Below are 12,683 nucleotides of genomic sequence, written 5' to 3' on the forward strand. Positions count from 1 at the left end.
GATTCAGTCCTGATAAAAGACCGCCAGCCAAACGGTCGGCTCGGTCGCCGAAGTCGATTCGACGCGGTGGCGGCGATGCGCGGCAATGTCGACGTGATCACCGGGGATCAGATCGATCGATTCCGGCGGATCGGCAAACTGCAGCGTCGCAGCCCCTTGCAGCAGCAGCACCCACTCGCGCTCGTGCTGGTCGTACCAGAAATCGTCTGGACTGCGATGCCCCGTCGAAACGATCCGCTCCACGCGGAGACCGCTACCCGACGCGAGGATCTCGGTCAATTCCTCGGGGACGTTTTGGGGAAGGTTGGCCAGCAGATTGCCTGGCCGCGCGGCTGCCTCTTCACTCATCGGAATCCCCCGCGATGTTCTCGCGGATCACGCGACAGGGATTCCCCGCCGCGAGCACTCCCTCGGGAATGTCTTTTGTGACGACGCTCCCTGCACCGATCACGGTCCGGGATCCGATCGTCACGCCCGGCAGGATGATTGCGCCGCCCCCGACCCAGACATCCGACCCGATCGAGACCGGTTTGCCGAACTCCTGCGTCCGCCGCAGCTTGGCTTCCAAAGGATGCGATGCAGTGTAGATCTGCACGCCCGGACCGAAGAAGGTGAAGTCGCCGATCTCGACAGCGCAGACGTCCAGAACGACGCAGTTGAAATTGAAATAGACGCGTTGCCCCAGCCGGATGTTGCTGCCGTAGTCGCAATAGAACGGCGGCTGGATCCAGACCGAATCACCGCCGCTGCCCAACAGTTCGGTCAGCAGGCGGCGTCGCAGATCCTGGTCCCGCTCGCGCGAAGCGTTCAAGTCGTGGCAGAGGTCGCGAGCACGCTCGCGGTCGGCGACCAATTCCGGATCCAACGCGTCGTACAACGCGCCGGCAAGCATCTTCTCTCGTTCGCTTTGCAATGCGGTAAACCTTATCGTTAGGCTTGCGGCTCCCACAGATAGCTGTTCTGTTTGCGGAAGCCGGTGATTTTCAGCGTGCTGTCGGGCTGGACGTCCAGCAGCGTGTAGGCGTTGGTCGCCTGCTGGCCCCCTTCGACCATCGCCACCAGTGTACAGTAATGGATGCCGCGGATTTCCTTCAGCTCGTTCCGGTGGCTGTGCCCTTGGAAGACCGCCAACACCTTGCCCGATTCTTCGAACAACTTGCGCACCGCAGCATTGTTTTTCACGCCATGGTGGTTGCTAACGTCCAATCGCTGGTGCGCGAAGACGATCGTCGGCTTGTCGTTCGACTTCAGATCCGCGGCCAACCACTCGAGCTCCGCCGGTGGGATGTTGGCATCGGTCCACGTGAAGTTCTTGCGTTGATACGGCTGGCCGTCGCTGCGGAAACAGGAATCTAGCACGATGAAGTGGAAACCGCCGCGATCGAACGAGTAATACGATTTCGGCTGCTCCACCGCCCCGAGAAACTCTTCCTTCTTGAGCGTATCGACGCAGTGGTTCCCCAGCACGTAGTGGCGGTCTTTGCAGATCGCCGAAAAGGGACGGTTGATCGTCTGCAGGTAGCGGCTTTCGGTTTCAACGCTATCAGCGGCGTCGATCAGATCGCCCAGTTCGACCAGCATCTGCGGCTGCTCTTGCTCAAATTGCTTCGCCGCTTCGTCCAGCTTGCCCAAGGTCTTGCGATAGTGTCGCGATCCGCCCGGCGGTTTGTCGGCGTAGTGCAGATCGGTTACCAACGCGACGCGCACGCCGGCGGGTTTGTCGGCGGCTAACAGCGTGGCCGGTGCGGCGGCGGCAGCTGAAAGGATCAGCGTTCCATTTTTCATGAACGCGCGGCGTTCGCCCAGTTTACTTTTTTGTTGTTGGTTCATCGGATGGAGCCCATTGTTTATTTGGTTTGGAGCAGTTTCAGTCCGTTCGCCGCGTCGGGGACCGCGCGAGTCACGCGTCCGGTGCATCCGGTCCCTTTGCTGCAACGACCGCTGCCGACCAGCAGTTCACCGCCGGGGAGTTTTTCGATGCCCAAAGAGCAATTGAATTTGTAGCGTCCGATCATCTTGAAGTTAGCGTCGGTGACCAACGTTTCGGCAGGGCTGCCGTAGCAACCGAACCACCAGCGGTCGTGAGCGAATGCGGCCGATTGGATGCCCAAAAACGTTTGCCCGCTCGAGACGACGTGCTTTTTGACGAAGGTGAAATCGGCGTCGTATTGGTAGACGTAGTTTTCTTCGAGGTCGGCTGGCAGACCGCTGACGACGTAAAAGTTGCCGTCGCGAACGCCAACTCCGCCGGCACCGTGGAAGACCTCTTGAGTCTCGTGGCGGGCGATTTCTTTCAGGTCCGAAGCATCGTAGACGTAGACCCAAGAATCGGCATTCCCCTTGGGATCATTAAAGCGTCCCAAGTTGACGGCGACATAGATCTTGCCTTGGTCGACACACAGGTCGCCATGGTGGTTGGCGACCGGGATTTTGGCCGTCACTTTGCCGTCGAGGTCGGTTTTGACAAGCGTCGTCGTAAAGCTCCAGTAGATCGCATCGCCATCGGTGCAGACGCCTTGCAGGTGGTGAGGGTAGGTCCCTTCGCAATCGACTTGAATGGGAAATGTGGAGGCAGGTTTTGCGGCAGGTGTGGTGTCAGCAGCTGACAGGCCGGGAGCGACCACGGCCGCGAGGATCATCAGGAAAGCGATTGGGGCAAGTTTCATCCGTCGACTCTTTCGATAGGGTGGGGAATTCGAGGGGTGGTTCATTGGTGATTTCAGAGGCCAATTCTACCAGTTCCCGATGTCCGCGCGAGCGGATCGTCGACGAGGTCGGAGTCTGACTCGAGTTTGCCCGTTGTCCTCCCCAAACGTGCAGCTCTTTTCGCTTGACTTGCAAATGGTTGTCGCGTAAAGTATTGCCATGTCACCAAACAAGAAAAGTGAGCCGACGCAGGACCCGAGACCGCTGCAGCAAGAGCTCAAGAAGAAGGCTCCGTTCACGTCGCCGCATCAAGAAGCGGTGCTGAATGTGCTGCGGACCAGCGACCAATTTCAAAATCGGTTTTGCCGGCTTCTCAGGAAGTATGGCCTGACCGGTTCACAATACAACGTGTTGCGGATTTTGCGTGGAGAGGGAAAACCGCTCCCTAGCCTGGAAATTGCCGATCGGATGATCCAGGTCGTACCCGCGATCACCGGTTTGATCGATCGACTGGAAAAGCAGGGCTTCGTCAGCCGAGACCGCAGCACCGTCGATCGCCGCGTGGTCAACGTCGCGATCACGAATAAGGGGCTCGACGTTTTGGAACCGTTAGATCGACCTGTTGAAACGTTGCATAAGCAGCTTCTGAAGCACCTCGATCGCAGCGAACTGTCGCAACTGAACCATCTGTTGGAGAAAGCCCGCAGCCGACTCGACGCGGCGGACGATTGAGTCGTCTCCCCTTTTTGCCGCATGCTTGATGCATCAACAGAGATCCCAGCGAGTATGAAAAACGAGTGAAGTTTGCCGCTGTCGACGCGTTTTATCGATAGACGGTTTGAATTGGGATTATCCCCACAACGAAGCATTTCCAATCGGCAGCTCCTTTGTTCGGGACCTGTCCCATGACTCAACCACCACTTCAATTTTCGAGGAGCCACAAAAGATGAACAGCAACCCCCTTCAAGGTGTCGCCGCCGTACTGGGCCGGATCATGATCGCGACCATTTTTTTGATGAGTGCGGTCGGCAACAAGATTCCCAAGTTTAATGACGTCGCCGCCTACATGGGCTCCGAAGGCGTGCCGATGCCGAAGGTGATGTTGGCCGGGGCGATCGTGTTTCTGATCGCCGGCAGCCTGTCGATCATCCTGGGGTTCAAAGCTCGCATCGGCGCGACGCTGCTGTTGGTCTTTCTGGTCTTGGCGACCTACTTCTTCCACGACTTCTGGACGATGGAAGGAGAAGCCCAACAGATGCAGATGATTCAGTTCATGAAAAATCTGTCGATGATGGGGACGATGATCTTCCTGATGGCCCAAGGTTCCGGCCCGATGAGCCTCGACAATCGCACGCCGCCACCGGCAATGGAAGAGAAACCGGCCGCGGAGTGAGGGGACGTTGTGCGGGGGGCAAACCGTAGCGGAACTCGTCAAGAAGTTCGCATGCGATAAAATCAACAGGCCGTTGACGACCTCCACTACCGCATCCCGCTGGGATGCTAGAGGGTAGCCGGTGGTTTGAGCGTAGCGAATACCACCGGCTATGCGAACGCAAACGCTCGGCGCCCCCGAGGGGGGCACGACGATCTGTGATCCCTTCGGGATCAACGCGTGCTGGGGCGTTGTGTTCCGGAGGTGCGCCGCTGCGCGACGACCTCCGGCTACCGTCTGTGATCCCTTCGGGATCAACGCGTATTGGGACGCTGTGTTCCGGAGGTGCGGCGTTGCGCGGCGACCTCCGGCTACCGTCTGTGATCCCTTCGGGATCATCACGTGTTGGGACGCTGTGTTCCGGAGGTGCGCTGCTGCGCGGCGACCTCCGGCTACCTTCTGTGATCCCTTCGGGATCAACGCGTGTTGGGACGCTGTGTTTCGGAGGTGCGCCGTTGAACGGCGACCTCCGGCTACCGTCTGTGATCCCTCCGGGATGTGCTACCGCAACTACGGATCCCGCAGGGATGCCAGAAGGTAGCCGGTGGTTTGAGCGTAGCGAATACCACCGGAAACGACGCCGAAAACGCTCGGTGCCCCCGGCGGGGGCGCACAACGATGTGCGATTCCTTCGGGATCATCGCGTGTTGGGGCGTTGTGTTCCGGAGGTGCGCCGCTGCGCGTCGACCTCCGGCTACCGTCTGTGATCCCTTCGGGATCGATGAGTCGACTGCAACCGTAATACATCGCGGACAACCTCGTAGCGGAACTCGTCGAGAGTTTCGTTTTCGAGACCTGTAGGGCTCGAAAGTCTTGACGACTTCCACTACGCAACTTGATGCAACGCCCTTCAACATGTCTCGTCATGCCTGCGGTTTGCTCGCTATCAGGCCGCAGCGGTGAGGTAGGAGGTCGGCGGTGCCAAATTTTCGCGTCTTGCGGACTTCGAAGCCGACCTGGTTCAGTTGCTCTGCGAGCTGGGCGGCGTCGAACAGTTGGGCGGTGTGCGTTTCGGTCGCGCGGCGGTAGAGGCTGTCGACTTGGCGGAACGAGGTGATGTGTCGATACAACCGCTGTTTGGAGTCGTCGTTTTCGTAGAGGACCAGACAGGCCCAGTCTTCCCCTTCGGAAAATGTTCGCTGGCCATTTTGATCGAGTCCGATTTCGGTGACGTCGAAGATGAACAGACCGCCCGGCTCCAATGCGTTGAAGATCCGGCGGAACAAGTCGCAAAGATCGGGATCGTCGCAGGAGGGCGTTCGATAACAAAGGACTTCGCTGAGTGCGGTCACGGCGCGGCAGCGGGGGAATTCGTAATCCCAGACCGAGGCGACGTGGAATTCTGTCGATGGCAGCCGCTTGGTTGCCAGATCGATCATCGCCGCTGAGATGTCGACTCCGACGGGCGCAAATCCGGCCGCGGCCAATCGCTGTGTCCAACGGCCTCCGCCGCAACCGAGGTCGACAATCGTACCCCGATCGATTCCGGCGGCGTAAAAAATCTCTAACAGCCCCGGCTCCCAGCTCGCACACAATCCGCTGTAGCCGACGTCATGGATGTACGCGACATCGTCGTCGTAAAGGCGGTCGGTTTGTGGGTTGGTTGGCATCTGTTACCTCCTTGGTCCTCGAACGGGCGGTCCGCTCCGCGAGCCCGATCTTCGTTCGGTTTACCGCCATTTTTTAGCGGATCGATCCCGATCGTGCAGGCGGTGGAGCCAATGGCGGCGAGCCGGACGACTCGATTCCCTTGAAAAAAGGCTACCCGCCGTGAACCTCCGGTGGCGCAACCCGCTCAGGGATGCCGGGCCGAAAGCTCAGAAGGATGTCACTTGCATACCGACCGGTCGGTCGGTATGATCGCCGAAATGGGAAACAATGATCAAACTTCTGAAACGCCCGACACGGTAACACGGATTCTCGACGCCGTGATGGTGTTAATTCGCGATGGCGGGCTGCCAGCGGTGACGCTGTCTGCGGTTTGCCGCAAGGCAGGTCTCAGCAAGGGGGGGCTGATGCATCATTATCCGTCGAAGGAAGCGTTGGTCAACGCGTTTCTACATCGGGGCGGGGAGGAGCATCTGGCGCTCGTTCGGCAGGCGACGCAGCCACATCCGGCTGGATCGGGCAATCGGTTGCGGGCGTATGTCGATTTGTTTCTCGGCGAATCGACCACTTTGCAATGCGACGAGGATCGCGATTGTGCCGCGGTCATGATGGCCTTGATTCAAGGGGGCCGCGACAGCGACGAGGTCCGGAAGTTTTACGAATCCCTGCATCAGATGTTGAGCGGCGATGGCGTCTCGGATGATTTTCTGGAATTGGTTCTGGCGACCGTCGACGGGGTTTGGCTGCAGTCGGTGATCGAACCCCCCGAGACGATTGGGCCGCGGTCCGAACGGATCCGGCAGAGCCTGACACGTTTGATCGCCGATGAAATCGCCGACAACTAACCGAACAACTTTAGGAAACGACAACGATGAATCAAACGGTTGCTCCCCGTTCACGACTGCGATGGCTTCGCACGGCGATCGGATCGGTGCTGGTCGTGTTAGCGGTGGTCGGCATTTTGGCGGCGATCGGCTATGCCAAGACGATGCAGATCAAGGCCGCGATGGCCGCGCCCCCGCCACCCGAAATGCCGATCTCGGTCACGGTGGCGACAGCCGAAGCGAGTTCCTACCGCCGATCTTCGGTCGTCGTGGGGAACGTCTTGGCGCCCGAATCGATCCGGTTGCAGACCGAACTCGCCGGCGTGATCACCGAGATCCCGATGATTCCCGGTGGCGTTGTCGAAAAGGGAGACGTGTTGCTGCGGTTGGATATCCGCACCGAAGAGGCGATGTTAAAGAGCCTGGAAGCGTCGCGCAAGCTTGCTCAATCGACTGTCGAACGTTCGCGACAACTCAATCGCATCAATGCGGGTAGCGAGTCGGAATTGGATGTCGCCGAGGCGGAACTGTCGCGGGCCGATGCGGGGATCGAAGAATTGAAGGTTCGCATCGACAAGAAGACGCTGCGGGCTCCCTTCCGAGCCAACGTCGGGCTGTTCGATTTGCATGTCGGACAGTATCTGGTCGAAGGAACGGAGATCACCACGTTGGAAGGGATCTCCGATTATTTGAATATCGACTTCTCGATGCCAGCGCACGTGGCCGATGAAGTTGCGATCGGCGACGAGGTATCGCTACGTGTCCGATCGGCTCAACAACACGCAACGGCCACGATCGTCGCGTTGGACGCGTCGGCGAATCCGATTTCCCGTTCGCTGACCGCTCGGGCCCGATTGTTGAATCCACCGGCGAAATTGCAGCCCAACGATTCGGTACACGTCACGGTGATGTATGGCGATCCCATTGCGGCACGGTTGATTCCCGCCACGGCGGTTCGTCGGGGGCCCAGCGGATCGCTGGTCTTTGTGGCGGTGGAAACCGACAGCGGCCTGCGGGCCCAAGCGCGGAACGTCGTCGTCCTCTCCGGCGGCAGCGCGGTCGCTCGAGTGATCGACGGGATCGAGGCGGGGGAAGTGATCGTTGCCGACGGTTCGTTCAAAGTTTACGAAGGGGCGTTGTTGAGCGACAAGCAAGCCGAAGCTTCGCAAACCGCTCAGCGGGCTGCGGGCGAATCGGACCCTGCCGCCGTTTCCAGTGCCGACCAGACGAGCGCGACCAAGATTGAACACGTCGTCGAAATGGAGGCCGGAAAATGAAATCGTTCACCGACATTTTTATCCGTCACCCGGTCTTGGCGATCGTGGTCAATCTGATCTTGGTTTTGGTCGGGATTCGCTGTGCCGCGTCGCTCCCGATCCAACAATTTCCAAAACTGGAAAGCACCTCGATCACCGTCACGACGATCTATTTTGGTGCCAGTGCCGAAACGGTCCGCGGCTTTTTGACGACTCCGATCGAACGAGCGGTCTCGTCGATCGCGGGGATCGATTACGTGGAATCGAGCAGCATCGCGGGGATCAGCACGGTCACGCTGCGGTTGAATCTGAACCATGATTCGACCAAAGCGCTTGCCGAAGTGAACGCGCGGCTGCAGCAGGTGCGCAGCGAATTACCTTCCGAAGCCGAACCGCCATCGATCGAATTGGTCCGTGCCGATCGCCCCTACGCCACCTTTTATCTGAGCTTCACGTCGGATCGATTCGATCTGCCGGCGCTGACCGATTATTTGACTCGCAACGTGCAACCGCGGCTATCGATTATCAGAGGCGTGCAGAAGGTAGGCATCGAAGCAGGGCAGACCCCGGCGATGCGGATCTGGATCTCGCCGCAACGGCTCAGCGAGCTGAATCTAACGCCCGGCGATGTCTATTCGGCGCTGCAGCGGAACAACTTCCTGGCAGCGATTGGGCAAGTGAAAAACGATTCGGTGCAGGTCGATCTGTTGACCAACACCGACCTCCGCAGCGTCGACGAATTCGACGACTTGATCGTCTGGCAATCCCCTTCGTCGGCCAGCGGTCCCGGGACGATCATCCGTCTGTCGGATGTCGCTCGGGTCGAACTGGGAAGCGAGGAACCGACGGCGACGGCGATGTATCGTGGGCGCGAGGCGATCTATGTGAGCGTTTGGCCATTGCCCGGCAGCAATGAGATCGAAGTCGCGACGCGTTTGCGGGGGGCGATGGAGAAATTGCAGCCCGATCTGCCGTCGCATATCGACATGCAATTGGCCTACGACGGCACCAAGTTCATGTCGAAATCGCTGGCGGAAATTTCCAAGACGCTCAGCGAAACGATCCTGATCGTCGGCTTCGTCGTCTTCCTGTTCATGGGCTCGGTACGAACGGCGATCGTCCCCTTGGTCGCGATGCCGGTCTCGTTGGTTGGCGCGGCGATCGTGATGTATCTGTTGGGATTCTCGTTAAACCTTTTGACTCTGCTGGCGATCGTGCTGGCCGTCGGCTTGGTGGTCGACGACGCGATTGTCGTGGTCGAAAACGTGCAGCGGCATCTGCAGGAAGGGCACGACAAGATCAAGGCGGCGCTAATGGGATCGCGTGAACTTGTCGGTCCGATTTTGGCGATGACGATTACGCTGGCCACGGTCTACGCGCCGATCGGTTTTCAAGGCGGTCTGACGGGGATGCTGTTCCGCGAGTTCGCCTTTACCTTGGCTGCGGCGGTTGTCGTTTCGGGGATCGTGGCGGTCACGCTGTCGCCGATCATGAGTGCCTATCTGGTTCCGGCCGGCGGTCGCGAAGGGGCGATGACGCGGTTTGTGAACCGGATGTTCGCGGGGATTCGCAACTTCTACGGTCGCTTGCTCAGCGGCGTTCTGGAGCTGCGTTGGTCGATCGCGTTGGCAACTTTGTTGGCAGGGGCCGCGGCCGTTCCGTTGTACATGTTTTCGGCCAAGGAGTTGGCGCCGGTGGAGGATGAAGGGGCCGTGGCGGTGATGCTGACAGCAGCTCCCGATTCGACGCTGGCTTCGTCGACGCGGTGGACGGGGCAATTGGCGAGCAGCTTTCAAGGAATCGAAGAGACCGATTACATGTGGGCCGTGGTCACGGCCAGCGGCGGGTTCGGCGGCTTGATCACCAAGGATTGGGACGAGCGCGATCGCAATACCCAAGCGATGTTGCCGGAAGTCTTTGGTGCGGCGTCGCAGAATCCGGGGCTGGAAGCGTTTCCTGTGCTTGTGCCACCGCTGCCGGGAGCTGGGAATTTCGATGTCGAATTGGTTATGAAAAGCGATCTGCCGGTATCGCGGCAGCGCGAACTGGCCGAAGAAATCGTGCAGCGGGCGCGGGAGGCGAACATGTTTATGTTTGTCGATGCCGATCTGAAGGTCGATCTGCCGCAAGCCCGCGTGATCGTCGATCGCGAACGCCTGGCCGATCTGGGGCTCGACCAAGCGGCGGTCGGTCGCGAGCTGGGCGTTTTGTTGGGAGGCGGTTATGTCAACCGATTCAATTATTTCAATCGCTCGTATCGAGTCATCCCGCAGCTGGAAGCGGTCGATCGGCAATCGACCGGGGCGTTGATGGATCTACGTGTCCGTGGGCCGTCGGGGGAATTGATTCCCGTATCGACCTTCGCGTCGATCGAACCCGAAACCGCGCCGCGGACACTCAGCCGATTTCAACAGCAGAGTTCGTTCAAAGTCTTTGCAGCGGTCTTCCCCGGTGTGACCAAAGAGCAGGGGCTGACGGTGTTAGAGGACATTGCGGAATCGGTGGTCGGTTCGGCGATGACGCTCGATTATGCCGGCGAATCGCGGCAGATTCGCAACGAAGCGGGTTCGTTGGCGGTGACGCTTGGCTTTGCCTTGCTGCTGATTTATCTGGTCCTCGCGGCCCAGTTCAAATCGTTCCGCGATCCGTTAATCGTCTTGTTGGGATCGGTGCCATTAGCGATGACCGGAGTTTTGACGTTAACCTTTTTAGACTTCACCACGATCAATATCTATTCGCAAGTCGGGCTGATCACGCTCGTTGGCTTGGTTGCCAAGAACGGGATCCTGATCGTCGAGTTTGCCAACGTATTGCAAGAGTCGGGGATGGCTAAACGTGCAGCGATCATCGAAGCGTCGCAGACCCGATTGCGTCCAGTGTTGATGACCTCGGCGGCGACGATTTTGGGACACTTGCCGTTGGTCTTCGTGACCGGCGCAGGAGCTCAAGCTCGTAATAGCATCGGAATCGTCCTGGTCGCTGGGATGGCGGTCGGCACCGTCTTTACGCTGTTTGTCGTGCCGGCGCTCTACTTGTTGTTGGCGGCGGCGCATCGGCAAGATAGCGGAGACTTCGATCGAGTAGAGCAGTCGTTGGATCGCTCGGATGCCCGTTCCAATGGACATGGTGAGCCCATGGAATGGAGCGCGACGCATCACGAGACATCCACGCGTCCGTTCAGCGGCGCACCGACATAGGGCGCTTTGTCAAAGAGAACGGCGACCTCTGGAAGGCTTCTGGCCGACACAAGGTGGCTTGGAGCAAGGCGAACGGGAGAAGCGTCGTTCGTGAAAGAGGAAGGTGTCGAAATCGTTGCCCGATGATTTTGCGATCGCCCTCCCGACACGCGTCGGGAGGGTGCAAGAGAGCCGCCCGCAGGGCGGGAGTTACCACGTCGGACCGACCTTAAGGAAGGCGATTGGTTTCAACTTTCGGGAAGGGACCGGTCAGTCCTTCTTTCATAAACGCAACCACATCCTTCTGCTCTTGATCGGTCAGGTTCAATACCTTGACTTTGTCGCTCAACCAAGGATTCTTGTGGCCTCCTTTGTTGTACCAAGCAACCACTTCTTCCAGCGTCTTTTGGCTGCCGTCGTGCATGTAGGGTCCTGAAAGGGCAACGTTTCGCAGTGTCGGGGTCTTGAAGGCGCCCTTGTCCTTTTCAACTTTCGTGACCACGAAGCGACCTAAATCGGGTTCCGCCACTTCCATCCCAACGCCCAAGTTGTGGTACTGTTCATCGGCAAAATTACCGCCTGCGTGGCACAACGCACAATTGGCTTTGCCGAAGAACAACGTCATCCCGCGTTGCGCCGATTCGCTCATTGGGTGCTTCTGCGCCGCGGCGACCATGTCGTCGTATTGCTTGGCAAGATCGGGATCTTCGCTGCGCAAAGCTTCCATGTCTTCGAGGTCCAAGGCAAACACTTCCTTGAACTTTGCCAGCGGGTTCCAGTAGTCGTAGGGAGCCGGTCCGGTGACGATTGCGCGTTCGAACGAAGCGAGCGCCTTGCCTACGTTGTCGATTGTCAGGCCGTCGTCGAAGATCGCTTTGAATTGCATCGTGTAGCCGGGAATCGCCCCCACACATTCGATGCACGCATCGTGCGTGTTTCCCATCTCGATCGGATTGGCGATTGGACCAACCGCTTGTTCTTCCAGCGATGCAGCGCGGCCGTCCCAGAATTGTTCTTTGCTGAGGATTCGGTTGTAGCTGATGGGTGAGTTCCGGTTGCCGGTTTGTCCCCCCACGCCCACGCCGAACTGAGTCGTCGCACCGTAGCCCTGATCCGGACTGTGGCAACTGGCACAACTGATCGTTTGGTCGGACGACAGCCGAGTGTCAAAATACAGCTGGCGACCGAGTTCGATCTTGGCGCGTGTCAGCGGATTGTCTTCGGGGATTGCGATATTGGCGGCCGACGCGTCGAGCCCCTTGGGCAGACTGACTTCCAGCGTGTGATGGTTTTCTGGTTTGTCCAACCAGGCCTGGATCTCCGCTTCCGTCAACGGGCCTTCTCCTGGAATGCCCGTCAACAAACCGTCTTCACCCAGATTCACTCGTGTCGTTTTGGGTTGTTCGGCATGCACGGCTAAACCGCTGCAAAACAGCATGCAGAGGGTGAAAAATCGCGTGACCGGTCGCATAGGGGATTCTCCGAGTTGAAATGTCGATGGGTGAAAGTCAGCAGGCTGCTGGACGGGCCTGGGACTGTAGGGGAGGGAGGGAGGATGCACGATTCAAAGTCAATTATATCAGAAAAGCCTCACAACTTGTCATCCCATTTGTGGTTGGGCCGGCGATTACCAGCGTATCTTCATCGCGATGGGGCGTTGCAACCGGACCGAACCACATCGTGGCCGCCGGTTTCAAATCGCGACGGGGCTGGACACGTATCGGTCTGGCATTGTGCGGTC

General features: G+C 58.8%; 11 protein-coding genes. 5 read left to right on the plus strand and 6 right to left on the minus strand.

Going from position 1 to position 12,683, the window contains the following annotated elements:
- Window positions 1-3 precede the first annotated feature (3 nt).
- Genes Poly24_RS10825 through Poly24_RS10840 form a run of 4 tightly spaced genes read right to left on the minus strand, consistent with a single transcriptional unit; the run spans window position 4 to window position 2,666 of the window.
- Window positions 4-348, minus strand: coding sequence for a cupin domain-containing protein (locus Poly24_RS10825; protein WP_145094540.1), 345 nt, complete (start codon window positions 346-348; stop codon window positions 4-6).
- Window positions 341-913, minus strand: a complete 573-nt coding sequence (locus tag Poly24_RS10830; protein WP_145094543.1) for a sugar O-acetyltransferase — start codon at window positions 911-913, stop codon at window positions 341-343. The genes Poly24_RS10825 and Poly24_RS10830 overlap by 8 nt, the downstream gene beginning before the upstream one ends.
- Before the next feature lie 17 nt (window positions 914-930).
- On the minus strand, window positions 931-1,830 hold the full coding sequence (locus Poly24_RS10835; RefSeq protein WP_145094546.1) for a metallophosphoesterase family protein: 900 nt from the start codon (window positions 1,828-1,830) through the stop codon (window positions 931-933).
- A gap of 17 nt (window positions 1,831-1,847) precedes the next feature.
- Window positions 1,848-2,666, minus strand: a complete 819-nt coding sequence (locus Poly24_RS10840; protein WP_231753575.1) for a hypothetical protein — start codon at window positions 2,664-2,666, stop codon at window positions 1,848-1,850.
- 199 nt (window positions 2,667-2,865) lie between these two features.
- On the opposite strand from Poly24_RS10840, the gene Poly24_RS10845 reads away from it, so the two are divergent.
- Together Poly24_RS10845 and Poly24_RS10850 are read left to right on the plus strand one after the other, a co-directional pair.
- The gene (locus tag Poly24_RS10845) at window positions 2,866-3,378 is read left to right on the plus strand and encodes a MarR family winged helix-turn-helix transcriptional regulator (RefSeq protein WP_145094549.1); all 513 of its coding nucleotides are present in this window, start codon (window positions 2,866-2,868) and stop codon (window positions 3,376-3,378) included.
- Window positions 3,379-3,592: 214 nt separating this feature from the next.
- Window positions 3,593-4,039, plus strand: coding sequence for a DoxX family protein (locus Poly24_RS10850; protein ID WP_145094552.1), 447 nt, complete (start codon window positions 3,593-3,595; stop codon window positions 4,037-4,039).
- Between the two features lie 902 nt (window positions 4,040-4,941).
- Here Poly24_RS10850 and Poly24_RS10855 read toward each other — a convergent pair.
- Window positions 4,942-5,688 (minus strand): class I SAM-dependent DNA methyltransferase, encoded by a 747-nt coding sequence (locus Poly24_RS10855; protein ID WP_145094555.1) that lies wholly within the window; start codon window positions 5,686-5,688, stop codon window positions 4,942-4,944.
- Window positions 5,689-5,910: 222 nt separating this feature from the next.
- Between Poly24_RS10855 and Poly24_RS10860 the strand changes: the two genes are divergently transcribed.
- The 3 genes from Poly24_RS10860 to Poly24_RS10870 are packed head-to-tail and all read left to right on the plus strand — an operon-like array spanning window position 5,911 to window position 10,963.
- The gene (locus tag Poly24_RS10860; RefSeq protein ID WP_197452485.1) at window positions 5,911-6,531 is read left to right on the plus strand and encodes a TetR/AcrR family transcriptional regulator; all 621 of its coding nucleotides are present in this window, start codon (window positions 5,911-5,913) and stop codon (window positions 6,529-6,531) included.
- A 26-nt stretch (window positions 6,532-6,557) separates the two neighbouring features.
- Complete coding sequence (locus Poly24_RS10865) at window positions 6,558-7,787, plus strand: efflux RND transporter periplasmic adaptor subunit (protein WP_145094558.1); 1,230 nt, start codon at window positions 6,558-6,560, stop codon at window positions 7,785-7,787.
- Window positions 7,784-10,963, plus strand: coding sequence for an efflux RND transporter permease subunit (locus Poly24_RS10870; RefSeq protein ID WP_145094561.1), 3,180 nt, complete (start codon window positions 7,784-7,786; stop codon window positions 10,961-10,963). The genes Poly24_RS10865 and Poly24_RS10870 overlap by 4 nt, the downstream gene beginning before the upstream one ends.
- 208 nt (window positions 10,964-11,171) lie before the next feature.
- On the opposite strand, the gene Poly24_RS10875 is transcribed toward Poly24_RS10870, so the two are convergent.
- The gene (locus Poly24_RS10875; protein ID WP_145094564.1) at window positions 11,172-12,413 is read right to left on the minus strand and encodes a cytochrome-c peroxidase; all 1,242 of its coding nucleotides are present in this window, start codon (window positions 12,411-12,413) and stop codon (window positions 11,172-11,174) included.
- Between the last annotated feature and the right edge of the window lie 270 nt (window positions 12,414-12,683).

The organism is Rosistilla carotiformis, from assembly GCF_007753095.1.
Classification (GTDB): domain Bacteria; phylum Planctomycetota; class Planctomycetia; order Pirellulales; family Pirellulaceae; genus Rosistilla; species Rosistilla carotiformis.